Below are 25,962 nucleotides of genomic sequence, written 5' to 3' on the forward strand. Positions count from 1 at the left end.
AAACGGAGCGTCACCCACCCAAATTAAGCTACGTATGGCGATTCACCAGAGCCAATCTCTCCAATTCGTTCCGGAAGCCGTTTTCGTACCTGTCGGCGTTCGTCTGCTGGAACCTCAAGTTTCCGTTTGTGGAGTTCATCAACTGTTTCCTTGGCGGATGTTCGTCTGACCGATAATGGGAAAGTTTCACCATTGGGCTCACTTTCGCGCGCCCCGGCCACCTCAGTCCTTAATGTTTCATCAGACCCAATATTTGATAGTAGTTGAGATTGGGCCTCTCGCGCCGCCATAACGTTGTTATACCATTCTTGAGGGACAGTTCTGGTTGTCGTCGGCTCACCTCGGCGAGCGCCAGTAACAATCTCAACGGTGTCATCAGTACTGGCACTAACCGTTGAGAGAGGCATCGTCGCGAAACCAGCTCCGCCAACTGTTTTTAAAATAGCTCGACGTGACTTATGGCCATTACCGTTAGATACCATATACATTCGGTTAGATGCCTACATTATAAGAATTTCGACTGCTGAAAATAGATATTAAAAAAGAATATTTGTGTTCGCAAAAATACCTCTGCTGCTTGATCGCCCAGTCCCCCTAGATCTACTGAGAGTGAGTCGCGAACGGTCTCAGGCTGGCCGATACCGTGCTCGTAGGCGTCCACAAGCGTGTGTTCACCCTTGTCCTCGGCGTCCAGTTGCTCGGCAATCTAGTAGTTCATCGACCGCTGAATATCAGCCGAGGCGAACTCGGCTTTGTCGGTGAGCACGCTGTCCATCTCCTCGCGGACGTGCCCGCCAGCGTCCGTGTAGTACGGGTGATTCACGACCGCCTGAAAGAACTCGCCGTGAACCCTCGCCACCTGTTCGTGGCGACTCCATCTCTCAGATCACGTCGGTCTGCCGAGCCACTTCCCGTGCGGCCGTCTCGTCGATGCCGTCGCCGAGGATCGTATACCGATCGCGAATCTCGTGAGCGGTCGTCAGCGCCTCGATCACCTCCTCGTCGTCGAGGTCGAGTTCCGCGGCAGTCGTCGGCGCATCGATGCTCGCCAGCGCGTTCCGAATCTCACGCCAGAGGCCGTTCTCGCCGCCGTGCAGGTAGGCGGTCATGATCGAGCCGACCCCGACCTGATGGCCGTGACTCGCGCGGCCGGGCGCGATCCGATCGAGCTGGTGGGAAAAGAGGTGTTCCGCGCCGCTGGCGGGGCGCGAAGAGCCGGCGATGCTCATGGCGACGCCCGAGGAGACCAGGGCTTTGACGACGATCCACGAGGACTCTTCGAGGCTGGGGCGGATCGAATCGGCGTTGCCCACCAGCATCTCGGCGGTCATCTCCGAGAGCGCGGCGGCGTACTGCGAGTAGGGCGCGTTCTTGAGCCGGTAGGCGAGCCGCCAGTCCATCACGGCGGTGTAGTTACTGATGATGTCCGCACAGCCGGCGGTCGTCAGCTCCCAGGGGGCGTTTGCCAGAATCTCGGTGTCGGCGACGACCGCCAGCGGCGGCTCCGCGGCGACGCTGTGGCGCGTCCCCTCCTCGGGCACCGACCCCCGATTGCTGACGATGCCGTCGTGGCTGGCGACGGTCGGCACCGAGACGAACCCGCGCCCGACGTCGTCGCTGGCCATCTTGGCGATGTCGATGGCTTTCCCGCCGCCCAGGCCGATCAAAAAGCCCGGATCGACATCGCGGGCGCGCTGGATCACTCGTTCGATCGCTGCGAAACTGGCTTCCTCAACGACGACGACCGCGGGCTCCTCGTCCCACGAGGCGAACTGGGATTCGATCCGGTCGCCGGCGAGTTCGTACGGCGTCGGACTGGTGACGATCAGCGGCTGGCCGCGCAGGTGAAGCTCCTCGATGGCCTCTGCGGTCTGGTCGAGGACGCCGTGGCCGACGAGGACGTTCCGGGGCAGGCGGATCCACGTCGATTTGTCGAACATATCCGAACGCTCTCACGCCAGCGTGAAAGGGGTTTCTCCGGAACCGAACCGTACGATCCCGGCACACGGGTCGGTCCGCGCTTACTTCGAAAACTGTAGTAATTCGCTTCGAAGAATGAAGTAAAGATAGTGAGGTGTTACAGCGTATCGAGCACGGCAAGCACCCGCTCGGTATCGGCTCTGTCGGGGCCGTTCTCCCTGCCAGTGCGGTCGCTGTCGAGGTGATTCGCGACTGCGCGCCGGTATCCCTCCTCGACGCTGATCGGGAGCCAGTTTAGAGCGGCGAATTTCGACTTGTGGGGTGATCAGACGGGGGGTACGCTACCGGCACCAGTGGTGACGCAAGCTATCGCACCCCTCCGATCTGGGGTCGATCACTGTTTGACAATTGCGAGTGACAGTGGTGGGAAAACGACCAAGAAAAGCCGACCTCTCACATAATAAATGGGCCTCTTTTATATCGGTCTCTCATGACGGCTTCTAGAAATTAGTCACCCACTGGGTCAAAGTATTCACACACATCCACTCACCTTGAGATTCTTCCAGAAGTATTATTATTTGTTATCGACACTACTATCGATACTAGAATGACAGAGACAATAGTGGATCGTCGAGATATTTTACAGGGAATCGGTGCTGGAGTCGTTGCTACCGCAATCCCGTCAATGGTCACCGCGTCAACAGGCGCGACCACCGATCCGACTGTATACGTTCTCTCCAAACAGTTTGGAGGAGATACAGCTGAGGGATCGGCAACGCTCCACGCGCTGGACGCGGTAACCGGGGAGAACGAGTGGACGTACAGTATCAACAGCCGATCCGACTCCGCACCGATCGTCGTGGACGGAACAGTGTACTTCGGGTCGAAGAAGAACGATGAAGCACCTGCCACCGTCCACGCCGTCGACGCAGTGACAGGCACTGAACTGTGGTCGTTCGACGGGACCACCGGGGGAGTCGACTCACCACCGACAATCGCCGACGGGATGGTGTACGTCAGTTGCAGAGGCGGGAGTAGCGACGAACCGGGTGTGTATGCCCTCGACGCTGAGTCCGGGTCGCTTCAGTGGACGTTCGATGGTAACGATACGTTCGTAGTCGCACCCACGGTGGTCGACGGATCCGTCTATATCGGCGACCGGGATCACAACTTCTACGCGCTCGATGCGGCGACGGGCGACGTTGAGTGGCAAGTCGAGGACTTAGGTTACGTCCAGACATCGGCGACGGTCGCCGACGGGACCGTGTTCGTAGCGGGCGGTGGTGGGTTCGACGGCTGGTTGGGTGCACTCGACGCGGAGTCCGGTGAGGTATTGTGGCGCAGCGAGCACACTTGGTCTATCCAGACGGAACCACTCGTGTACGACGATGTCCTCTACCACGGCACCTCAGCAGGTAGCTTGTTCGCGCTCGACGCGGAGTCCGGTGAGGTGCTGTGGAACTACGGGCAGATGACGAATCTCCATGGCGATCCGACGCTGGACGACGACACGATCTACGTCGGGGCCGACGACGGAGACTTCGGGAAAGTGATTGCTATCGACCCCGAAGACGGCACCGAAAAGTGGGCAGTGGAGACGAGCGGCCGGATCAACGCGTCACCGACTACCGCGGATGGGATCGTCTACATCGGCGTCTACAGTTTCAGAAACGAGGGAACGACACGATACTACGCGCTCGACAGTGAGACAGGAGACGAGATCTGGACGGTCGACATGGACTCGGAAAGCAACCTCTCGACCGGCACGTTCGTCGAGAATCCCGAGAGCGGATCCAGTGCGGGGTCGCGGGCGAACACCGGAACGCTGGGCCACCATGGCGGGTGGAACGGTCAGATGCTCGGAACCGCCGATGCAGATGACGAAGCGGACGGCGGGTCGGGCGAGGAGACGGACGACGAGGCCAACGAACTCGATAGCGAGGAGAGTGATACTGGTGACGACGATGTCGACCAATCCGATGCGAACAGGCCGTCAGAAACGCAATCTGACGACGGTTCGCCCGGATTTGGAATCATCGGCGGGCTTGTGAGCGTCGGTACCGCCGGGTACCTGACGTCACGGCGAGACACGGGCACGGACGGGCCCTCCAACAAGACCGAATAACGACGGTAGCAGCACGCAAACAGCGCGTACTCTAGGGTCAGTTCTCCAACGAAACTCGAAATCTCACCACGGATCCGCAAGGGATCTCTGGTGTCTTTGTTCGAATTCGGCGACGAGATCTGTCAAATCGCCCTTAGCCGGTTGATTCGACTGTCCGATTCGGGGATAGCCGAGGCGGATGTGCTGTGAGAAACTCATCCTCGACGCCGTACTCATATGATCCGGCACATACTGTGCCGTTGTTTATCATCAATTGACGACGTACGCCGAATTCGAGTCTGAACCACTTCAGGGAATCCAGCATCTCATAGCGTATCGAGCACGGCAAGCACCCGCTCCGTATCGGCTCTGTCCGGCCCGTTCTCCCGGCCCGTACGATCGCTGTCGAGGTGGTCCTCGACTGCACGCCGGTACCCCTCTTCCACGCTGATCGGATCCCAGCCCAGAGCGGCGAGTTTCGCCGTTGAGAGGACGTGCGGATAGGATCGGTACAGCGGGAACTCCTCCATCCCGATCCCGGCACTGGCCAGTTCGCGCTCGCCCGCGGTAACGACCTCGACGTCAGCCTCGTCCACGCCGGCCTCGGCCAGCGTCTCCGAGATCAGCTCGACCGTCTCGCCGAGCGTGAGCATCCGGCGGTCGCCGACGTTGTACGCCTCGCCCGGCTCGCCCTCCTCGGCGACGACGCGGAGGGCCTCGGCGACCGCCGAGACGGAGACGCGATGCCAGACGTTCGAGCCGTCGCCCGGTACGAGTACGCGGTCGTGATTGAGCACGCGGTCGATCCAGTAGTCGGTCCGGGCGGTGTAGTCGTGGGGGCCGTAGACGATGCAGGGCCGGACGCTCATCGCGTTGACGCCCCGTTCTGCGGCGGCAAACACGGCGCGATCACCTTCGGCCTTTCGCGGGCCGTAGCTCGCAGGGGAGTCGTCGACCGCCTGCTCGTCGGTACACTCACAGAGCCGGGTTTCGCCCTCCCGCTTTGGAATATCCTCGTCGCCGTAGGCCGAGCCGCTGGAAATATACACGTACGCGTCGACATCGTCGAACACGCGTGTCGCCGTCCGGACCTCGCGTGGTTTGTACGCCACACAGTCGATCACGACGTCCGGATCGAGCGCCGCGGCCTCCGCGAGATCGGCGTCGTCGGTTCTGTCGCCCTGCTGGTGGGATACGGCTTCGGTATCGGCAAACGGGTTCTCGTGGGTCCCGCGGTTGAACACCGTCACCTCGTAGTCGTGTGCCAGAAACTCCTCGACTGTGTGTCGCCCGATAAAACGCGTCCCGCCGATAACGAGTACGTGATCGTCCATGTCTATGGCTTTGACGCGGAAAACAAAACACTGCCGAAGGGCCGGATGAGATGGACTGGTTGTATATTCAGGCCCTGTTGTTTTAGGTAATGGCGATAAACATTACTACTGCACGGGTTCAGGCGGTCCGAACCCCGCAGGCTCTGACATGGCCTTAACACGGGGTACGTCCCCGTGGTTTTGACGGTGAAATAAACACCAACATTGTTATACATACGGCTGTCATGTTGTTTGTATGATCGTTGAGTTTTCGTTTGATGTTTCTACGTTACAGGCGGCACTCACGGGGGCGTCGGGGATGAGAGTGGAGATGGACCACATGAGTTCGACCGACACTGTCTCGCTACGGAAGTTCTTCTGGGCCAGAGGGGGGGACTTCGGGGCGTTCGAGGACGGACTCGACTCCGATCCCACAGTCAGGGAACCGAAACGAGTTATCGAAACCGACGACAGCCGATATTACCGGGTGATCTATCAGGATGACCTTCCAGGTGTCGAAGCCTATCATGCGGTCGTCGAACTCGACGGAATGGTGCTCGACGCGCGTACAGAGGGAGATGGCTGGAACGGGCGGATTCGGTTCCCGGACCGTGGCGCGCTAAACGAGTGGTGTGACCGGTGTGAAGCCGTGGGGCTCACAGTGGACGTCCACGCGATCTACGATCAGGAACGTCACCCCCCCGACAACTCCTACGGACTCACGTCCGGCCAGCGCGAGGCACTCGTTACCGCGGCCGAGTGTGGCTACTTCTCGATTCCACGTGAGACGTCGCTGTCCGGTGTCGGCGATGAACTCGGCGTCTCAAGCCAGTCGGCGTCCGAACGGTTGCGTCGGGGGATGGTGACGCTGATCGAAAATACGCTCGAAGAGCGCTAGTCGTCGCTCGACGCCAGCCCACTGGTCGCGGCGCTTGCTTCCGGCGTCGCGCTGGACGGGAGGGTCTCACGAACGTCGTCGGCACCGTCTTCGAGCACCCGTGCGTATGCGTCGGGCATGATCTTGACGAACGAATCGAGCAGATCGTCCCAGTTTTCGAGTACCCACTCCGCCTTTTCGCTGTCCGTGTAGGCGGCGTGGTTTTCGATCAGGCGACGGAGCATCGGGATGTCCGCATCCTCCAGTTCAGTCTTGACCGAGACCATCCCACGGTTGACCGACTCGGGGAACTCGCCGTCCTCGTCGAGCACGTAGGCGATTCCCCCGGACATGCCAGCCGCAAAGTTCCGGCCGGTGTCGCCGAGTACGGCAACGACACCGCCGGTCATGTACTCACAGCCGTGGTCGCCGACCCCTTCGACGACGGCTTTGACACCGGAGTTCCGGACCGCGAAGCGTTCGCCAGCTGTCCCGTTGACGTACAGTTCGCCCTGCGTCGCGCCGTAGAGGGCGACGTTGCCGATCGCGATGTTTTCACTTGGATCGTACCCCGCGTCTGGGGGCGTCGAGACGACGAGTTTACCACCGGAGAGCCCTTTGCCAACGTAGTCGTTTGCGCTCCCGGTCAATCGCATCGAGACGCCGTCCGCGAGGAAGGCCCCGAAGCTCTGTCCGGCGGTGCCGTGCAGGTCGATGTCGATCGTATCCTCGGGCAGCCCTTCGCCGCCGTATTCCGTCGAGACGGCGTTCGAGAGCGTCGCGCCGACCGCGCGGTCGGCGTTCGAGATCTCGGTTTCGAGAGCGACCGGTTCACCCGTTTCGAGGGCTGGCTCGGCGGCCTCGATCAGGTCGTGATCGAGCTGTTCGTCGACCTCGTGGGTCTGCTCGCGGGTCTTCCGGCGCTGGTCGCCGTTCGGCTCGACGAGCACCTCCGAGAGATCGACCTTCTTGGCCTTGGGGTGGTCGACATCCGTGCGCTGGTCGAGCATATCGACGCGGCCGATCATCTCGTCGACGGTCTCGAAGCCGAGTTCGGCCATGATCTCGCGCAGTTCCTGGGCGATAAACGTCATGTAGTTGATGACGTTCTCGGGTTCTCCCGGGAACCGGTTCCGAAGCTCCTCGCGCTGGGTGGCGACGCCGACCGGACAGGTGTTCTTGTGACACTGCCGGGCCATTACACAGCCCGAGGTGACGAGCGAGGCGGTCCCGAAGATGTACTCCTCGGCACCGAGCAGCGCTGCGACGGCCACGTCACGGCCGGTCTTCATTCCGCCGTCCGCGCTCACGCGGATTCGGTCCCGGAGGTCAGTCTCGACCAGCATCTGATTGGCTTCGGCGAGGCCGAGCTCCCACGGCAGGCCCGCGTTCTTGATCGAGGTACGGGGGCTCGCGCCGGTCCCGCCGGAGTGACCCGAGATGTGGACCACGTCGGCGTTGGCCTTGGCGACGCCCGCCGCGATGGTGCCGATCCCCGCCTCCGAGACGAGTTTGACATTGATGTCGGCGTCCGGACTCGACGCCTTGAGGTCGTGGATCAGCTGTTTGAGATCCTCGATCGAGTAGATATCGTGCAGCGGCGGCGGCGAGATGAGACCGACGCCGGGGGTCGCATAGCGAACGTGAGCGATCATCTCGTTGACCTTCATGCCGGGGAGGTGACCTCCCTCGCCGGGTTTCGAGCCCTGCGCCATCTTGATCTGCAGTTCGTCGGCCTCCGAGAGGTAATGTGAGGTAACGCCGAAGCGACCCGAGGCGACCTGTTTGACGTTGCACTCCTTTTCGGTGCCAAAGCGTTCTGGCGGCTCGCCGCCCTCGCCCGAGTTGCTCTTCCCGCCGAGCCGGTTCATGGCGATCGAGTTGTTCTCGTGGGCTTCCGGCGAGAGCGAGCCGAGGCTCATCGCCGCCGTCGAGAATCGCTGGACGATCTCGTGGACCGGCTCGACGTTCTCGACGGGGATCGATTCGCGTTCGTCGGTCTCGAATTCGATCAGGCCCCGAAGGGTCTGTAAGGTTTCCTGTTGTTCGTTGATCTCGGCGGCGAACTCCCTGTAGCGCTCGTAATCGCCCGAGCGGACGGATTGTTGCAGCTTGCCGACCGTATCGGGGTTCCACTGGTGGTGGATCCCGTTCGAGCGGTGCTCGAACTCGCCGTAGCGGTCGATTTTGGGCTCCTCGTCCCAGGCGTTTTTGTGTCGGTCGGTCAGATCCAGTTCGATCTCCTCGATGCCGATCCCCTCGGTACGGGCTTCGGTACCCTCGAAGTACTCGGCGACAAAATCCGAATCGAGCCCGACGGCCTCGAAAATCTGTGCACCCTGGTAGCTTTCGACGGTCGAGATACCCATCTTCGCCATCGTCTTCAGCAGGCCGTCCTCGACGGCACCGACGTAGGCGTCAACAGCCTCGGCGATATCCGCGCCGTCCTCACCCGCCACGATGTCGTCGATGGTGCGGTAGGCGAGGTAGGGATCGACCGCGTCCGCGCCGTAGCCGATCAGCGTCGCGAAGTGATGGACCTGCCGCGGCCCGGCGGACTCGACGACGAGTCCGGCGTGGTTGCGCAGGCCGTTCCGTACGAGGTGGTGATGGACCGCACCGGTCGCCAGCAGTGCCGGGATCGGTACCCGATCGGGACCGGTCGAGCGATCCGAGAGGACGAGGATCTCGTTGCCAGCCTCGATCGCGGCTTCGGCCTCCGCCCGGACGTCCTCGACGGCCTCGCGTAGGTCGGTCCCACGCTCGTAGGTGATATCGACGACAGCCGTCGACAGTCCCTCCCGGTCGCTTTCCTTGATTGCTGCCGTCTCGGCATCGGTGAGGATCGGCGAGTCGACGACCAGTTGTCGTGCGTGTGCAGGCGACTCCTCGAGCAGGTTGCGCTGGTGGCCGATCCGGCTTTCGAGGCTCGTGACGAGCTCCTCGCGGATGTAGTCCAGCGGTGGGTTCGTCACCTGCGCGAACAGCTGTTTGAAGTAAGAGAAGAGGGGGCGGTTGTAATCCGAGAGGACGGACAGCGGCGTGTCATCGCCCATCGAGCCGACGGGATCTTTGCCGTCTTTCATCATCGGCTCGATCATGTTCTCCAGTTCGTCGTGGCTGTAGCCCTGGGTCGCCTGCTGGGATCGCAGCTCCTCGATATCGTTTCGGGGAACCAGATCGTCGAGGTCGGCGATATCGCCGATGTGGACCTGCTGGTCGTCGACCCATTCGCCGTACTTCTCGTCGGTGAGGTCGTCGAAGACCTCGTCGTCCGGGATGACGCGACCCTCTGCAGGGTCGGCGAGGAACAGCTGACCAGGCTGGAGTCGCCCACGCTCTTCGATGTTGCCGAAGTCGGGTTCGAGCGCCCCGGCCTCGCTGGCCATGATCAGCGTATTGTCGGTCGTCACGTCGTACCGGCACGGACGCAGGCCGTTGCGGTCGAGTACTGCGCCGACTCGCTCGCCGTCAGTGGCACAGACCAGCGCCGGACCGTCCCACGGCTCGACCAGCGAGGCGTGGAAATCGTACCAGTCCTTGCGGCCCTGACTCATGCTCTCGTCGCCGCGCCAGGCCTCGGGCACCAGCATCCGGAGCGCGTGGGGGAGATCCCGCCCGTCTTCGAGCAGGAGTTCGAGCGCGTTGTCGACGCTTGCCGTGTCCGACTGTTCGGGATCGTTGATGATCGGCTTGAGCGTCTCGATCTCCTCGCCCAGCCGATCACTTTCGAGGTCGGTTTCGCGGGCGCGCATCCAGTTGATGTTGCCCTGAATGGTGTTGAACTCGCCGTTGTGGATGATGTTCCGGTAGGGGTGTGCGAGATGCCACGCACCGAGCGTATTCGTAGAGAACCGGGCGTGAACCATCGCAAAGGTCGATTCAACGCGTTCGTCGTGCAGATCGGGGAAGTACTCGCCCACCTGATCGCCCTTGAGCAGTCCTTTGTAGACGAGTGTCTGTCGGTCGAGCGAGCAGACGTAAAATCGGTCGCTCCCGTCGGGCGATTCCGCTTCGACACGGTTTTCGAGTCGGCGTCGGGCGGCGTAGAGCCTCGAATCGAACGTCTCGTCCGTGATATCGGTCGACGGGGTGACGAAACACTGCCACGTTGCTGGCTCGGAGTCGAGTGCCGTCTTGCCGATGTCGCTGTTGTCCGTTGGCACGGAGCGCCAGTGGACGACATCGAGGTCGTACTCGGCGAGTTCGCTCTCGACGAACGTTTTCAGGGCTGACTGCGCGTCGTCGTCCTTCGGCAAGAAGACCGAACCGACCGCGTACCTGTCGGGCAGTTCGGCGTCGACGACCTCGGAAAAGAATTTCCGGGGCGTCTGAAGCATCACGCCTGCCCCATCTCCAGTATTCTCTTCAGCACCGGTCGTCCCTCGATGTTCGAGATTCTCCAGCAGTTCGACGCCGTCAGCGACGACATCGTGTGAATTCCCGTCGTCGAGATCCATGACGACACCTACACCGCAGTTGGACCGCTCGTCAGTGGGGTCGGCGAGTCCCCGCGAGCGGTCCGTAATCGATTCACGTTGCTCAGACATTAGCGGTACTAGTTATCCGCTCCCATAAGACGCTACTCCTGAATGACTAATGGTTTTATAATCACATAGAAGGCTATATTAGGTGTTTTATCTACATGGTTAATACCATCCATTGTGAGGGGGCACCATGATACGGGCGGTGAACCGACGCTCAAAAGAATGACCGAGTCCGCGATGAGGTCTCAGATCCCGTCGTCGTCTTCGTCGTCGTCAAAGATCCCGTTGTCGTCGTCTTCATCGTCATCACCAACGCCGTTGTCATCATCGTCATCACCAACGCCGTTGTCATCATCGTCGTCACCGATGCCGTTGTCGTCGTCTTCGTCACCGATGCCGTTGTCGTCCTCTTCGTCATCGATTCCGTTATCGTCCTCTTCGTCACCGATGCCGTTGTCGTCCTCGTCTTCGATGCCGTTGTCGTCCTCCTCGGGCATCTCCTCGATCTCCGCTTGAGGAGTGAGAGCGTCGATGTTTAGCAACAGGTCAAAGCCTGTATCGGCGTCGTCACCAGTGTCGTTGTCGTTGTTGTCACCGAAGCCGTTGTCGTCGTCTTCATCGTTGTCGCCGATTCCGTTGTCGTCGTCCTCGTCCTCGAGGTAGCCGACGGCAAACGCCGAGTAGGCGACACCCGCGTCCAGTGTCACGTCGAAGTCCGCAACCGACTCGTCCTCGCCCGCTTCACGAACTTCGAGGGAGTACTCGCCCGCCTCGACATCGAAGGTCTCGAAGTCGCCAAACCCGAGCCCCTCGACGAGGGGGTCATCGTCGGCGACAATGTCGACCTCCGGTGCATCGGGTGAGGCGTGGACCGCGCGAACCCGGCTCTCGTCGTCATTCAGGTCGTCGATATCGACGTCGAGCACGAGAAGTTCGAGCTCCTGTTCGGCCCCTTCATCAACTTCCCCGACGACCGCGGCGGTTGCGACGCCAGCGGCAACGTCGATCTGCTCGTCGATGACGGCCTCTTCATCGACATCGACATCGGTTTCGTCATCGTCCATCCCGACATCGTCGTCTTCCTCGTCGTCCATCCCGACATCGTCGTCTTCCTCGTCGTTGTCACTGAAGCCGTTGTCATCCTCGTCCTCGCCGACACCGTTGTCGTCCTCACCGACTCCGTTGTCATTCTCGTCATCGACACCGTTGTTCTCGACGGGGACGACCTGCACCTGATACTCCCCCTCGAGCAGGACCAGGTAATCGCTGATGTCGCGGAACGCGACGCTTTCGAGAACGCGAGCGCCGTTTACGTACACATCAACCTCCGGTGCATCGGGTGAGGCATGAACCGTGTTTACCGCAGCGAACATCGGATCATCCTCGTCAAGGTCGTTGTCCTCGTCGTCCTCATGTTCGTCTGCGAGCGATACGCCGGTCGCCGATAGCAGTGCCGCCGCGCCGGTGCCTGCGAGCACTGTTCGTCGTGTTATGGGTGTCGACATGACTGCATCCAAAGGTTTGACCGCGCCGGTAAAGACCGTAATTAGTACTCCTGTGAAGATTTGGTTCGTTCGGGTATTCAGCGGCTACCAACAGTTGGAGAACAACGGACGGATTCGCTCGCATCCGTACGCGTTAGTGAAAACGTAGTTACCGACTGTAACAGAACAAGCTAATTGCGGCCCTAGAGGAACCGGAACGTTTCGAGGTTCTTTGGGGCGAACGTCCGGATGTTGTGCTCGTGATACAGCGCCGAGGAGAGGTCCTGTGTCGAGGACTCGTCGCCGTGGACACAGAGCACCTTCTCTGGGCGGGGGTTCATCGTCTTCACGAAGTTCATCAGGCCCTGTCGGTCCGCGTGCCCGGAGAAGCCATCGACCGTCTCGACATCCATCTTGAGATTGATTTTCGAGGCCCGACCGCTCTCGCCGTCGTTGATGGGCACCTCGTCCCAGCCGCTCTGAAGGCGGCGGCCGAGCGTTCCCTGTGCCTGGTAGCCGACGAACGTGAGCGTGCTCTCTTCCTCGCTGGCGAGGTGACGAAGCCAGGACATGATCGGGCCGCCGGTAACCATACCGGAGGTCGTGAGGATGATACAGGGGCCGCCGTCGGCGATCTCCTGTCGTTCGTCCTCGCCAGCGTCGATGTGGTTGAACTGATCTGCAAGGAACGGGTTCTTGTCCTCGTGGAAGATCCGATCGCGGAGGTCGTCACGCAGGTACTCGGGGTAGGTTGTATGGATCGCCGTTGCCTCCCAGATCATCCCGTCGAGATGGACCGGCATCTCGGGGATATCGCCGCTGCGCATCGCCTCTTCGAGGACGAGCATCATCTCCTGGGAGCGCCCGACCGCGAACGCAGGAATCAACACCTTCCCACCGCGGTCGTAGGTGTCGTTGATGACCTCTTTGAGCCGCTTTTCGGCGTCGTCCTGATCGGTCTGGTAGTCGTTCCGGCCGCCGTAGGTCGACTCCATCACGAGCGTCTCGACGCGCGGGAAGTCGTTGACCGCGCCGTTGAACAGGCGGGTATCGTCGTAGTGAATGTCACCCGAGAAGGCGACGTTGTAGAGGCCGTCACCGATGTGGAAATGCGTCACTGCAGAGCCCAGAATGTGGCCCGCGTTGTGCATCGTGAGTTTGACGTCCGGCGCGATATCGGTGACGTCGCCGTACTCAAGCGGGATGGTGTGTTTGATCGCCTCTCGGACCTGCTCGGAGTCGTACGGCGGGGCCCGACCTTCTTTGGCGGCGACGTCGAGGTAGTCCAGCTGGAGCAGCCCCATCAGGTCGCGCGTGGGTTCGGTCGTGTAGATCGGTCCGTCGTAGCCGTACTTGAACAGGATCGGAATGAGCGCGGAGTGGTCCAGGTGGGCGTGTGTAAGCACGACTGCATCGAGGTTCTGCGCGCCAGCGCCGAGAGCCTCGGGAACCTGCAGATACGGCACTTCGCCCTCCGCACCGGGCTTGTCACCGCAGTCGATGAGAATGCGAGTCTCGGGCGTGCTCAGAATGAACGCGGCACGACCGACTTCGCGACAGCACCCAAGCGTCGTGATGCGGACGTACTCGTCGTCGGACATCTCCTCGCGGTGGATCTGCCGGCCGACGCGTTCGAGGATGTCGCGGCGCTCGTCGCGTTCCTGCTTGAGGAAGTTCCGGACGTTCGAGACCGTCGAGGACTCGATCGGTGGTGTCCGGACGACCTCGGGCGTCCAGCCGACTTCCTTGGTGATGTCCCGGAGCGTCGAGCCATGGCGGCCGATCACCATCCCTGGTTTCTCGGCCTCGATCACGACCTCGCCGGTGTCTTCGTGGAAGTCGAGATCCGTGACGCCAGCCTCGTCGGGGATGACGTTCATCACCTTCTCCCTGGCGTCACGCGGTCGTTCGAGCGCGTCCGGATCCGGCCGGACGGTAATTCGTTTACGCAGCTTGCTGGCGAGCTGTCGAATCAGGTCGCCCTGGCGCGCGAACTTCTTCGGATCACGCGTATAGACGACGAGCTCCGGCCCCTCGTATTTGACATCGGAGACCGTGATATCGGCTGGCAGTTCGCTGGTAATCGTTTCGTGTAGGTCGTCGAGTTGTCGATCAACGGAACTCATAGTGGAAACGTCATAGTAGCGTGGTTCGTCCCAGTGGACGCCGATCTGGTGGCAAGCGATACCGAGACGTTTTGCAGCGACCGGCTTTGGGCCGCCCGCGCGAGTGCGCCAGTGACGGGTGGGTACGACGAAACCGGCCCACGCCGTCGGATAGCCACAGGGTATGCATACTGAATGATCGGTGTCTCTGGGGGATATGCTCCTGGTATGTCGGGCTCCTCTCGCGGACTCCGCAAGAGGATCCAGGAAAAACCCGCTTACCCGGCAGTACTCGTCGCGTCTTATAAAAATCTTCGCAATAACAGGGGGTGATCAGGTCTCTATCCGGACGTGACCGGCCATCGGGGACCCGATGGATAAAGTGGTCCGGACCGAACCGAGTGGCATGCGATTGACACCGGCGACCGTCGAGCGGGAGTACGAGTGGGTCCGTGCGCGTGACGACATCGTCGTCGACCTCATCAACGACACGCGCGCTGATCTGGGAGAGATCTTCGAGATGGAGGTCGCTCCAGTCAACACCGAACAGTATCGTCAGGAGGTCGATGACGTCTTCGCCGACGGCGACCTCGCCGTCAACATCGCTGCGCTCGTTGCCATACTGGGCGACCTCGACGTCCAGGACGATTACCCCGGGTTCGTCGTCGACGAACTGCTCGGGCGGCGACTCGCCGGAATGATCGCGGGGAATCAGCCATTCTCTCTGCTCGGCGAGGCCACCTTTCACTACGTGGATATCCACCACCACCCCGAGGACGGCGATGCTGGCAGCGACGACCTCGACGCCGCGCTCGCAGCGGGCTTTCAGACGCGCCTGCCCGGCTGGGACTGGACGAAATCCGAGAGCCCGTTTGCGGTCGACCGCTGATCCGCGAGGGAACTATCACTCCTCGGCAGCCGGGTACGACTCCCGCAAATACGTCGTAAGGCGGTCGACCGTCTCCGCGTCGTAGGTCCAGACGCCGTAGTACTCGTCGGGTTGTCGCTCCTCGGCGACCAGTGCTGTGGCGGTAGTATCAGTGGCATCCCGATAGACGACGAACCAGAACTCCCCAATCTCCTGATTGTCGATCGCAATCGTGGTTACACTGTCGACTGCGGGCGGCGTCCAGTCCGGCCGACCGTAGACGTGGACGTCGAGACCGGGTTTCTCACCCAGCCGCCGGTACAGACGTCGCTGTGTCCGGAACACCGACAGCGACTGAAAGCCAGCGTGGATCTCGCCCCGACCGGTTCGCCAGGCCCGGTCTTCGATCTCTCTTGATGTCGCCAGTAGCTGTTTGCGATCGGTCGTCGCGAACGGTCGATCCCGGAACAGCCCGAGGAACTGTCTGTAGGCCGTCCGGTCGATCTCCTCGTCCCAGGGCGGATCAGTCGGCGGGGCGTTGACACTCGTCAGGATGTCCAGCCGACACAGGGCGAGACCGTCATCACGCTCGACGACGGCGAAGCCGGGTGCGAGCGAGGAGGGCAACGGCTCGTACTCGACCCGGACGTTTCTGGTGATAAAGCCCGCGAGTGCATCCTCATCCGGCTCCGGACTGAACAATCGAACGGTCGTGCGTGCTCGCTCAACAGCAGTGAGCAGCTCTTGAAGTGACGAGATGCGTCCGATTGCGTCGGGTTCTGTGTCGAACTGAACCGGACGGTCGTCAGCCGTCTCAGGGTGCTGCTGGCTGCGCTCGCGGGCCCGTGTCTCGTCGATGAGATCGAGTATCGCTGTTGGAATCGATCCAGCACCCACCCGGTGAGTGTCGGTGTCGTACTCCACGAGGCCAGCGCTGTCCAGATGCGGCAGGTGAACGTGATGGAGTTCGGTCCGTAACCGACGGTACCCGGCGGCGGTCGCGACCTGTTTTCCCCGCTCGCGCATCGACACGCCCGCAACGACGAGTGCCAACCGGTCGAGTCCAACCGCCCCGGTCGCCGACAGATACCGCACCACGATCTGGCGAGTTGGGTGTGTTATAGACTGGATGGCTGCCTCGTCAACCCCATCTGACCCCGGGACGTCCTGATCGCTGCAGCGGTCATGCTCGCCCCCCATACTTCACTATTTATTATGCAGAATACTGACTCTTTCGGTGCTCATGACCGAGCGCGGCGACGCGTTCTCAATCCCCGCGTGGATCGGTTCGTCTATTACCCCGGGCGGACACACACCCTACAATGAGCGAGCAAGAACTCGGTATCACCGAGAGCAAGGAGTACGCGACCGGCGACTGGTACGCCGAAGTCGTCCAGAAGGCGAAACTCGCGGATTATGCACCCATGGGCGGATTTATCGTTACGCGCCCGCGTGGCTACGCCCTCTGGGAAGCGCTACAGGACCACCTCGACGGCTGGTTCAAGGAGACCGGCGTGACCAACGCCTACTTCCCGATGTTTATCCCCGAGAGCTTCCTCGAACGGGAGAAAGACATCGTCGAAGGCTTCGACCCCGAAGTCGCGTGGGTCACCCACGGCGGGCACGACGAACTCGAAGAGCGCCTCGCGGTGCGACCCACCAGCGAGAGCATTATTGCGCCCTTCATGGCCGAATGGACCCGCAGCCATCGCGACCTGCCGCTGCGCCTGAACCAGTGGTGTAGCGTCGTCCGGTGGGAGGCGACGGAAACGAAGCCATTCTTCCGCACCAAGGAGTTCCTCTGGCAGGAGGGCCACACCGCCCACGAGGACGAAGACGAAGCCTGGGACGAGACGATGCTCCGGCTCGATCAGTACGAGCAGCTGTTCGAGGACGTTCTCGCAATCCCGGTCATGCGCGGCCGCAAGCCCGAACACGACAAGTTCCCCGGCGCACACACCACGACGACGGTCGAGGCGCTGATGCCCGACGGCAAGTCGGTCCAGAGTGCCACGAGTCACTATCTCGGCACCAGCTTTGCCGAGGCGTTCGATCTCACCTACACCGACGAGAACGAGGACGAGCAGGTCGCCCACACCACCTCGTGGGGACTGTCCTGGCGCTCGCTGGGCGCGTTGATCATGACCCACAGCGACGATCAGGGCCTCGTCCTCCCGCCGACCATCGCACCCACGCAGGTCGCCATCGTCCCCATCTGGCAGGAGGACACGAAAGACGAAGTTCTGGAGTATGCCGAGGAGATAACCGACGAGCTGGAGGAGGCTGGCATCTCCGTCGAACTGGACGACCGGGACGAGCGCAACCCCGGCTTCAAGTTCAACGAGCACGAGCTAAACGGCGTCCCGGTCCGCTTCGAGATCGGCCCCCACGAGGTCGACGACGAGGAGATCACGATTGTCCACCGTCCCGACGGCGAATCGATCGTCGAGGATCGCGAGGACATCGCCGAGACGGCCGAGGAACACTTCGACGACGTCTACGAGAAGCTCTACGACGCGGCCGAGGAGAATCTAGAAGAGAACGTCCGCGAGGCCGAGAGCCCGCCCGAGATTCTCGGGACCATCGGCAAGCACGGCGGCTACGTCGAGTGTGGCTGGTGTGGAGACGAGGCCTGCGAGACCGTGATCAAAGACGAGATCGCGGCCGAGATCGTCATGTGCCCGCTCGACCGTGACGAGGAACCGGTCCATGACGAGTGTGCGATCTGCGACGACGAGGCCGAGGAGACGGCCTACTTCGCGCGGACGTACTGAGTCCCCGAGTCTACGGCCGATCACTCGTCGGCGTCCAGATCGTCCTCCGCGTACGCATCGGCGTATAGCTCGACGGCGTCCTGATACCCTTCCCGGGCCAGTTCGTAGGTCTCCCGCAGATCGGCGATCGGCGTCTCGGTCGCGTCGACCCGCAGGTCGTCGTAGTACGGCTCCATCTCCGCGTCCTCGGTGCGTGCGACGATCAGTGCGGCGCTCTGAATCGGCAGCTCCTCGCGCTTGTCCCCGCCCTCGGCGTGGCCCGCCGCCAGCGCGTCGAGCAGGCGCTCGGCCAGCGGTGCCGGGCCGTCGTCGTCGAGCGGATCGACCGACTCCTCGTGAGCGACTTCCTCGTACGTCTCGGCCACGCTGTCGACGACCTCTGGGCCGGTTAGCAGGTTCCCAGCGACGGTGTAGTCCCCGCCATCGTGATGGCCGAACCAGCCTTTGCACTCCTCGCCGGAGAACGTAAATGAACCGTCCGCGTCGACGCCGTGGAGCTGACGCTGGGCGCGGCCATCGTCGGCGTTTAGCAATGCTTCGAGTGCGTCCTCGATCGCCAGCCCCTCGTCGAGATAGCGCACGCCGTCCCGGCCGAGGTCCACGTTCACGAGGCTCTGGGTCGCCACCGCACCGTTCTCGCTGGCGAACGGACAGAGCGTTCCGACGGCGGGAAGTCTGGTTGTCACAGCAACGCCAAACCGGGTCTGGTCGTCGCCCTCGTCGTCGGTGTACTCCTCACGCACACAGATACTGAACGTCATACACGACTCTGGGGAGTCCGGTGCGAAAAAACCATTCCCGCTTTTTCCGGCGATTGCGTCTGACGTAAGAACTATACTTGTTCCCCCGGAGATGTAGTGATATGGGACTGATGAGTTCGATTCTCGGCGACCGAAATTCCCGGAGTGCCGAGGACTACGTTGAACTGAACCTCGACGAGTTCGAGTCCGTCACGAGCGACGCCGCGATGCAGGTACATATCGCGGAGATCGGCGGCCAGAAAGACGTCATCGATATCAAGGACGCCGTCTACGATGGCGACCTCGTAATCGCCGATATTACTCGCCTGCGCACGCAGGACAGCACGGTCGAACACGTCGTCGACGAACTGCGACAGGTCGCCGAGGAAGTCGACGGCGACATCGTCCAGAAAGGCGACGATCAGCTGATCGTCACGCCGACGGGGATCAAGATTAGCCGGACGAAACTCGGCGACAGTACCTGAAAGCTACCAGCGGCCGTCCTTGAAATCGCCACGTCCGCCCTCGGTCCGATCGATGCCCATGATGCTTTCTTTCTGATCGATACCGAAGGCTTCGCCGGAGTCGGGGACGCGGACGGTAACCTCCTCGATCTCGGGATATTTCTTCAGGAGCTCTGCTTCGATGTTGCCGGAGGTGATGTCGGCGACGTCACAGCCCGCACAGCCACCGCCGAGTTCGATGACTACTTCGCCGGAGTCGGGATCTGCCTTCCGGACGTTGCTGGTGCCGCCGTGCATCTTGATGATCGGCATCTGCTTTACCAGCCAGGTCTCGATCTCCTCGGCCAGGCTCTCGGCGTCGCCCGCCTCTTCGGACGCGTCGGTACTCATTACCACACAGTAGGACGCGGAACATGGAAAGAGTTCGGGTTTCGGCTGTCCAGCGCCGTAACGTCCATCATTTACGATGTTGGTTTCCCCGATCGTTCTGCTTTGCGTATCGCCACGCGCCGAGACCCACACCGAGTGCGCCGACGCCGACGCCAAAGCCCGGCACCGCGTTGTCATCAGCCTCCGCCGGGCTGGCTCCATTCTCATCCGTACCGTCGCTTGCTCCGGAATCGTCAGTGTCAGAATCCTCGTCATCTGCCCCGTTCCCGCTCGTGTCGTCCGGCTGGTCAGTCAGTGATGGCGGCGATACCTGCTCGCCTGCCTCGTCGGGGAACGTGTAGAGCGCGCCAGTCGGCGCGAGCTCGAACCCACGGTCGCTTTCGGCACTGCTACCGACGAAGAACTCGCCGGGGATTCCGGACTGTGCAGTCCAGAACACCGCCTCATCGGGCTCGCGCCACCACACCAGCTCTTCGGGATTCTCGGGGTCTTCCACGTCGTGAATCTTGACGCCGCCGAAGTACCACGAAGAGTAGAGCCGCCCGTCGACGATATCGAAGTTGTGCGCGGTCGTGAACTGGCCTTCCTGTGTGTTGTCATAGGACTCCGGGGCTTCGATATGGGACAGATGTTCCGGGTCGGTCGGGTCCTCGACATCCCAGAGGTCGATCCCGCCGGGACCGCCCACGAGGTCTCCATCGCCGTCTTCAGTCTCCCATGCTTCCTTGCCGACGCCAAGTAGAGTGCCGGTCTCGTCGACCTGTGCGTAGTGGGCGTTCCCCGGCGGCGCGAACGGCTCCCAGAGGGCTCGTCCGTCGTCCATCGCTTCGAGTTCTTCGCGCGTATAGTCGCCGAAGTGGTTGACGTACTCCGGGTTCGCCGGATCACGCACGTTGAGGACCCAGAGTCCGGCGTCCCAGTAGGAGAGATATGCGAGGTCATCTTGCACGTAGACGTCGTGGATCGGATAGAGACGCTGGTTGACTCCACTCCAGTCTTCCTCCGGATGATCGAGCAGGGACCATCGAGTAAGTTCGCTTAGCTCGTCGTCTGCCGTGTCGACAATCGCGAGTGGATGTCCATCGTCGCCGTGCTGTGTGAGATAGACGATACCGTCCTCGAAGAATGTGTTGTGGACCGGATAGCCCGGTTCGTACAGATCGATGCCGACCGGGTCGGCAGGGTCGCTCACGTCGTAAAGCATCACCGTCGGCGTCGAGAACGTCGGGTTAGCCGGTCCGGCGACGACGAGCCGGTCTCCGTCCGGCCAGAGATCCCAGATCCCGGTGATCGGGCCATCGGCCGGAATGCCACGTTCTTCGGCAAGCACCTCCGGCTCCGCTGGATCGGAGAGGTCAACGGTGACGAAGCCGTCGGTCGCTGCGACGTAGGCAACCTCACCGTCGACGACCGCGGCGTCTTTTGCGCCCGGGATCTCAACGCTTCCGAGCGGTTCGTAGCCGTCGTCGTCCTGTGCGGCGACACGTCCAACAGCTGTTCCGGCGAGGATACCCGCACCGGCACGGAGGAGGGTTCGGCGGCGCATACGTCCTGTCGGTACGAGAGAAAAATAAACTCCCCGGTCAGTGCAGCTTCGCTCGGTCGCCGGTGCCGCGGGTCATCGCGCTTGCGAGTGCGCCCTTGACGACGACATCGTCGCCGAGCGTGGTCAACTGGACGTCCGGGACGTTCGTGAACACCATCTCCGAGAGCTCCTCTTTGAGCGGCCCCAGGACGAGCTCCTCGTTGTTGAGCGCGACCGCGCCGCCGACGTAGATAACGAGCGGTGCGTACGCGTGAATAATGTTCGCTACCCCCATCGCGTTCCAGTGGCCGACCTGCTCGATGACGTGATCGGCAAGCGGGTCCTTCCCCGCAAGTTCGAACACGTCCGCGGCGGAGAACTCGGGATCCTCGACCGGCAGCGCCGTCTCGACTGGATCCTCCTGATGGATCCACCTCGTGTACCGGGGGATGTTGTTGCCCGAACAGTACGCCTCCCAGTGGCCATCCTTGCCACAGCCACAGGTGAGCTGTCCCTGAGGATCGACGACCATGTGACCGACCTCGCCAGCGTTACCGTCCCAGCCCGAAAGCACGCTTCCGTCGACACAGATACCTGCACCGATACCACTGGAGATCGTCAGATAGGCCATGTCGTCGGGGTTACGATCGCTGTAGAACCGCTCGCCGATCACGCCGGCATTCGTATCGTTGTGGAGATACACTTCGTCGCTTTCGATCAGGTTCATGATCGGTCCAGTCAGCGGGATCCGGTCGATGGTATCCGGAAGGTTCGCCGGATCGATCACCGCCCCCTCGGCGAGATCGAGCGGACCGATCGAACCGATACCGGCGGTAGTAATCTGATCCGGATCGATGTTTGCGTTCGCACAGGCCTCCCGGAGAACGCCGAGTACAGCCTCGGTGACGGCGATCCCGGTCGGGCCGCGCGGCGTCCCCTGCTCGTGTGAGCCGACGATGGTCCCGTCGCCGTCAGCGACGACTGCCCGGACGTTGGTTGCGCCCAGGTCGACGCCCGCGTAGTACACCATGTATCAGCAAAAGGAGTGCGGTCGTACTTAATAACTGAGTTTCCGGCGCGCTGTGGTCATTGTCGACACGACCGGGTTACTGCTCGCGAACGAACGTGACCGGGCATGGCGAGTTGAGCATGACGTGCTGGGCCGTGCTGCCGAACACTGCTTTGCCGGTCGGCGAGCGTTTGCGACCGCCGACGATCACGCGGTCCGCCTCCGTCTCCGTCGCGAGGTCGACGATCGTCTCGCCGTGAGCGCCCACTGCACCGCGGATTTCGTAGTCGATATCGTGCTCGCCTAGCACCTCACGCAGCGAGCGAATCGTCGCGTGACGCTGCGCGGTGTCGTCCGGGGATACCTGTGAGAGCTCGGTGTCGAACTCGAGCTGGTCGAGCACGTCCTGATACTCCTCGTCGGTGAAGACGTGAGCGAGGTAGACTGTTGCATCGGCTGGCTTGGATACTTCGACGGCTGCTTCGGCAATCTCCTCGGCGCGGTCCGCATCACCGGGACCAACTGCGACGAGAACTGACTTGAGAGTCATATAACCTCGTTTATTCGCATCCGTGTTAAGTATACTGCCAAACCGCTACGGCGGTGAACGACTACCTTCTTTGCCGCTGGAGTCCCTGTAGCGACCATGATCGACCCGGATCTCGACGGACAGACCGTACTGGTGACTGGAAGCGCACGCGGCGTCGGACGTGAACTACTGCTGGCGACCGCAGAACGCGGCGCGCGGACGGCGGTCCACTACAATACGAGTGCGGGTGCCGCCGCTGAAGTAGCCGACCGTGCCGCCGAACGGGGGGCGACCGACACCACCGTGGTGCAGGCAGACGTGACCGATCCCGAATCGGTGGACCAACTGTTCGAGACCGTCGAGTCCGACCTCGGCAGCGTCGACGTGCTGGTCAACAACGTCGGCGCGTTCGCACCAGTCCACTGGTCCGAGATGGAGTTTGAGACCTGGCAGGACATCTTCGCCACCAACGTCCACGCAACCTATCTCTGCTCGCGGCGCGCGCTCCCGGCGATGCGCGAGAACTCCTACGGTCGGATCGTCAACGTCGGCTACGCCTCCAGCGAGAAGGGACTGATCAATCCCAAGAACGCGCCGTACTTCATGGCCAAAGCGGGCGTGCTGATGTTCACCCGGATGCTCGCGGCTGACACCGCCGACGACGGGATCACGGTCAACGCAATCTCGCCGTACGTCGTCGAGAACTCCGACGAGTTCCCCGCAGCACTGCCCCGCGGGCGTCCCGCCGGGTTCGAGGACATGGCTCAGGCGATGTTCTTTTTCCTCGATGAGGACAGCGACTACATCAGCGGCGAGAACGTCGAAGTCGATGGGGGGTGGTTGCCCGAGGACGTGTGATGGACTGGGAAAATAGTCGCTCCGGCCACCCTACCCTTCCCCGAACTCGCGTGGCACTGACACGCGCTCGCGGCCCGGCGGTTGCGGTGGCGCGCGCTGGCTGGCGCTCGTCGCCAGCCAACACTGTGCGAGGGACGGTGCCGTAGGCACCGAGGCTGGGGAGGGTGAGGCTGTGTGGGTGGATCGAAAGGGGCCGGATCGCTCGACGAGCGAGGCGACGCAAGCACGGGACGCAGTCCCGCGCACAGCGAGCCACAGCCGTCGAGCGATTCGGGGGCTTTCATGATGGAGTTCTCCAGACGGTTTCTAGTGCCTGAGAGCGATTCGGGGGCTTCCGTGGTGTAGTCACACTGGCCTGATTGGCTTTGTTGAACTCCTCACGTGATGATAGGTTTTGCGCGTCGCGCTGCATACAGAGGATGGATGCAGCAAACCGATACTGGTGGTTTCAAGCGGTTCAGCTGAAGCAGCAGATCAGTAAACGTTCAAACAGCCCACCTTCGCGTCAAGACCCCTGATGAACGAATATCAAATGTCAGATTGTCGCTCTCATCCTCGTCTCCCGGATAGTAGTAGAAGTGATCTTGTTCTGTTAGAGTGGTATTGTTCTCATAGAGGCTGTACTCTATAAGATACCGCTGTTGTTCGGCAACGTCTTCGCTGATACTGTGCTCGTCTGGTTCAACATCGATCCGCCCTGAGAACACTCGGGCTTCGCTTCTGGAGAGATCGCCATCTGTTCGTGAAAAAGCCATTTCGATTGTGTAGGAACTCTCGGACTGATTAAAAACGGCCACGGAGAGCATTGGGGAATCAGAGAACAGTCCTGTACATCCAGCAAGCCCCGAGCAGAGAGGAATCGTGCCCAAAACAAAAGAGCGCCGTTTCATACAATGAGTATATATTCAATTAACAAGTGTTTTTGGGAGCAATTCATACACCAACTTGTACTCAATGATCAGGATGCTTGTTGGTGGGGTTCTGATCTATACAGCATTCGCGCCCTGTATTCAGCACACAGTTCTTATCGAAGCTGAAGGGTTTTAAAAGACCCCTCGGTTTCTATGTATGAGAGGGCTGCCACAGAGGAGAACCCGGAATCCGGGGAGTAGGGTCCATGAGCTGCCCTGGCCACATCGATGCGAGTCCGGAGCGCCGTGCCGATACGACTATCAGGCCAACACCCATACGCTCGGGCATGACCAGCGAGTCGCAGGCCGAGGCCGGAACGGCCGAGGGACAGGGTCCCGTCGAGATCGACGAGGAGATGGCCCGCCATCTGGAGAACAAACGGGAAGAGCTGTTCGAGAAGCTCGAAATCCGCGATGGCTTCTCCGAAGAGATCCTCGAAGAGGCCAGAGCGCGGACCGAAAACATCGAGCAACAGATCGCCGACGAGGTCGACGAGCGCGAGGACCTGCGGGACATGACGACGTGGACGATCGACCCGATCGACGCCCAGGACTTCGACGACGCGGTCTCGATCGAGGAACGCGACGACGAGTACGTCCTCTGGGTCCACATCGCCGACGTGACCCATTACGTGAACCCCGATACGAAGATGTGGGAGGAGGCTGTCGAGCGCGGGAACACGGTCTATCTCCCGGCGTACACCATCCACATGTTGCCACCGGTGCTCGCCGAGACGGTCTGCTCGCTCGTGCCGAACGAGGACCGCCTTGCCCACACCGTCGAGATGCATCTGGACAAGGAGAACCTGTCCTACGAGTCGATCGATATCTACAAATCGGTCATCGAGAGCGACGCCCGCCTGACCTACGGCGAGGCCGAGACGATGCTCGACGAACCTGAAACGGCGGACGACCTGCTCGAGGACCCCGAGGTCGATCTCGCGGAAAAGTGCGAGATGGTCTGGGAGGTCGCCGACCGGATGCACGAACAGCGCAAGGAGGACGGCTCGCTTGTCCTGAATCCCGCACGGGATCGCGCCCACACCATCATCGAGGAGTGCATGCTAAAAGCGAACAAGGCCGTCACCCACCAGCTGATGTGGGATCGGGGCGTCGAGGCGATGTACCGGGTCCACCCACAGCCCAGCCCCGACGAGTGGGACAAGGCCCTCCAGGAAATTCAGGAACTCGACGGCGTCTCGATCCCCGCTGGTTCGTGGGAGGATCCGCGAAAAGCCGTCAACGCCACGCTAGAGGAAGCGCCGGGTCGGCAACTCGACAAGATCCAGTGGGCCGTGATGAAGGTGATGCCCCGTGCGAAGTACATGAACGACCCCTTCGGCGGCCACCACGCACTGAACTTCGAGATCTACGGCCACTTCACCAGCCCGATCCGCCGACTCAGCGACCTGATCAACCACTGGATCGTCTACACGAACGACGTGCCGGAGGATCTCGCCGCGCTCTGTGACCACGCCTCGGATCAGCAGCAAGACGCCGAGCAGTGCGAGCGCGAGTACAAGGACTTCCTGCAAGAGGTCGGCCTCGACCCCGCCGCGGTGAACAATCGCGGGATCGAAGTCGTCGACGAGGAGTAATCAGAC

20 protein-coding genes are annotated in these 25,962 nt (G+C 61.6%); 7 read left to right on the top strand and 13 right to left on the bottom strand.

Features of this window, described 5'->3' with window-relative positions; genetic code table 11:
• Nucleotides 1-706 precede the first annotated feature (706 nt).
• Both AArcSt11_RS11955 and AArcSt11_RS11960 read right to left on the bottom strand, forming a co-directional pair.
• On the bottom strand, nt 707-859 hold the full coding sequence (locus AArcSt11_RS11955; protein WP_250597346.1) for a hypothetical protein: 153 nt from the start codon (nt 857-859) through the stop codon (nt 707-709).
• A 22-nt stretch (nt 860-881) separates the two neighbouring features.
• Nucleotides 882-1,940, bottom strand: coding sequence for an NAD(P)-dependent glycerol-1-phosphate dehydrogenase (locus AArcSt11_RS11960; protein ID WP_250597347.1), 1,059 nt, complete (start codon nt 1,938-1,940; stop codon nt 882-884).
• Nucleotides 1,941-2,527: 587 nt separating this feature from the next.
• Here AArcSt11_RS11960 and AArcSt11_RS11965 point away from each other — a divergent pair.
• Nucleotides 2,528-4,045 carry an outer membrane protein assembly factor BamB family protein gene (locus AArcSt11_RS11965; RefSeq protein ID WP_250597348.1) on the top strand — a complete coding sequence of 506 codons (1,518 nt, stop codon included), beginning with the start codon at nt 2,528-2,530 and terminating at the stop codon, nt 4,043-4,045.
• A gap of 305 nt (nt 4,046-4,350) precedes the next feature.
• Here the strand turns inward: AArcSt11_RS11965 and AArcSt11_RS11970 are convergent, their stop codons facing one another.
• Entirely contained in the window at nt 4,351-5,358 is a 1,008-nt protein-coding gene (locus AArcSt11_RS11970) for an NAD-dependent epimerase/dehydratase family protein (protein ID WP_250597349.1), read from the bottom strand.
• Nucleotides 5,359-5,593: 235 nt separating this feature from the next.
• Here AArcSt11_RS11970 and AArcSt11_RS11975 point away from each other — a divergent pair, with 235 nt between their 5' ends.
• Nucleotides 5,594-6,235, top strand: a complete 642-nt coding sequence (locus AArcSt11_RS11975) for a helix-turn-helix domain-containing protein (RefSeq protein ID WP_250597351.1) — start codon at nt 5,594-5,596, stop codon at nt 6,233-6,235.
• On the opposite strand, the gene gltB is transcribed toward AArcSt11_RS11975, so the two are convergent.
• The 3 genes from gltB to AArcSt11_RS11990 form a co-directional block, all read right to left on the bottom strand.
• Complete coding sequence (gene gltB / locus AArcSt11_RS11980; protein ID WP_250597352.1) at nt 6,232-10,764, bottom strand: glutamate synthase large subunit; 4,533 nt, start codon at nt 10,762-10,764, stop codon at nt 6,232-6,234. The two genes, AArcSt11_RS11975 and gltB, sit on opposite strands and share 4 nt — an antisense overlap.
• A 182-nt stretch (nt 10,765-10,946) precedes the next feature.
• Nucleotides 10,947-12,179, bottom strand: a complete 1,233-nt coding sequence (locus AArcSt11_RS11985; RefSeq protein WP_250597354.1) for a DUF4397 domain-containing protein — start codon at nt 12,177-12,179, stop codon at nt 10,947-10,949.
• A 209-nt stretch (nt 12,180-12,388) separates the two neighbouring features.
• Nucleotides 12,389-14,311 (bottom strand): beta-CASP ribonuclease aCPSF1, encoded by a 1,923-nt coding sequence (locus AArcSt11_RS11990; RefSeq protein ID WP_250597356.1) that lies wholly within the window; start codon nt 14,309-14,311, stop codon nt 12,389-12,391.
• Between the two features lie 385 nt (nt 14,312-14,696).
• Here AArcSt11_RS11990 and AArcSt11_RS11995 point away from each other — a divergent pair, with 385 nt between their 5' ends.
• A complete protein-coding gene (locus AArcSt11_RS11995) occupies nt 14,697-15,179 on the top strand; it encodes a DUF7984 family protein (protein ID WP_250597359.1) in 483 nt (160 codons plus the stop codon).
• Nucleotides 15,180-15,194: 15 nt separating this feature from the next.
• On the opposite strand, the gene AArcSt11_RS12000 is transcribed toward AArcSt11_RS11995, so the two are convergent.
• Complete coding sequence (locus AArcSt11_RS12000) at nt 15,195-16,358, bottom strand: DUF7344 domain-containing protein (protein WP_250597361.1); 1,164 nt, start codon at nt 16,356-16,358, stop codon at nt 15,195-15,197.
• A gap of 122 nt (nt 16,359-16,480) precedes the next feature.
• On the opposite strand from AArcSt11_RS12000, the gene proS reads away from it, so the two are divergent.
• Complete coding sequence (gene proS / locus AArcSt11_RS12005) at nt 16,481-17,932, top strand: proline--tRNA ligase (RefSeq protein WP_250597367.1); 1,452 nt, start codon at nt 16,481-16,483, stop codon at nt 17,930-17,932.
• Nucleotides 17,933-17,952: 20 nt separating this feature from the next.
• Here proS and AArcSt11_RS12010 read toward each other — a convergent pair whose 3' ends face one another.
• Nucleotides 17,953-18,693, bottom strand: a complete 741-nt coding sequence (locus AArcSt11_RS12010) for a DUF1028 domain-containing protein (protein ID WP_250597368.1) — start codon at nt 18,691-18,693, stop codon at nt 17,953-17,955.
• Nucleotides 18,694-18,794: 101 nt separating this feature from the next.
• Here AArcSt11_RS12010 and AArcSt11_RS12015 point away from each other — a divergent pair, with 101 nt between their 5' ends.
• On the top strand, nt 18,795-19,157 hold the full coding sequence (locus tag AArcSt11_RS12015; RefSeq protein ID WP_250597369.1) for a cell division protein SepF: 363 nt from the start codon (nt 18,795-18,797) through the stop codon (nt 19,155-19,157).
• 3 nt (nt 19,158-19,160) lie between these two features.
• Here AArcSt11_RS12015 and AArcSt11_RS12020 read toward each other — a convergent pair whose 3' ends face one another.
• The 4 genes from AArcSt11_RS12020 to AArcSt11_RS12035 all read right to left on the bottom strand — a co-directional run bounded on the left by AArcSt11_RS12020 (nt 19,161) and on the right by AArcSt11_RS12035 (nt 22,610).
• On the bottom strand, nt 19,161-19,526 hold the full coding sequence (locus AArcSt11_RS12020; RefSeq protein ID WP_250597370.1) for a NifU family protein: 366 nt from the start codon (nt 19,524-19,526) through the stop codon (nt 19,161-19,163).
• A 67-nt stretch (nt 19,527-19,593) separates the two neighbouring features.
• A complete protein-coding gene (locus AArcSt11_RS12025; protein ID WP_250597371.1) occupies nt 19,594-21,072 on the bottom strand; it encodes an LVIVD repeat-containing protein in 1,479 nt (492 codons plus the stop codon).
• 37 nt (nt 21,073-21,109) lie between these two features.
• Nucleotides 21,110-22,081, bottom strand: a complete 972-nt coding sequence (locus tag AArcSt11_RS12030; protein WP_250597372.1) for an ROK family protein — start codon at nt 22,079-22,081, stop codon at nt 21,110-21,112.
• A gap of 76 nt (nt 22,082-22,157) precedes the next feature.
• Nucleotides 22,158-22,610 (bottom strand): universal stress protein, encoded by a 453-nt coding sequence (locus AArcSt11_RS12035; protein WP_250597373.1) that lies wholly within the window; start codon nt 22,608-22,610, stop codon nt 22,158-22,160.
• A gap of 96 nt (nt 22,611-22,706) precedes the next feature.
• On the opposite strand from AArcSt11_RS12035, the gene AArcSt11_RS12040 reads away from it, so the two are divergent.
• Complete coding sequence (locus tag AArcSt11_RS12040; protein WP_250597375.1) at nt 22,707-23,447, top strand: SDR family NAD(P)-dependent oxidoreductase; 741 nt, start codon at nt 22,707-22,709, stop codon at nt 23,445-23,447.
• 485 nt (nt 23,448-23,932) lie between these two features.
• Here AArcSt11_RS12040 and AArcSt11_RS12045 read toward each other — a convergent pair whose 3' ends face one another.
• Entirely contained in the window at nt 23,933-24,337 is a 405-nt protein-coding gene (locus AArcSt11_RS12045; RefSeq protein ID WP_250597377.1) for a hypothetical protein, read from the bottom strand.
• A gap of 308 nt (nt 24,338-24,645) precedes the next feature.
• On the opposite strand from AArcSt11_RS12045, the gene AArcSt11_RS12050 reads away from it, so the two are divergent.
• Nucleotides 24,646-25,956, top strand: coding sequence for a ribonuclease catalytic domain-containing protein (locus tag AArcSt11_RS12050; protein ID WP_250597664.1), 1,311 nt, complete (start codon nt 24,646-24,648; stop codon nt 25,954-25,956).
• Nucleotides 25,957-25,962: the final 6 nt, after the last annotated feature.

The sequence above is a fragment of the Natranaeroarchaeum aerophilus genome (genome assembly GCF_023638055.1).
Taxonomy (GTDB): Archaea; Halobacteriota; Halobacteria; order Halobacteriales; family Natronoarchaeaceae; genus Natranaeroarchaeum; species Natranaeroarchaeum aerophilum.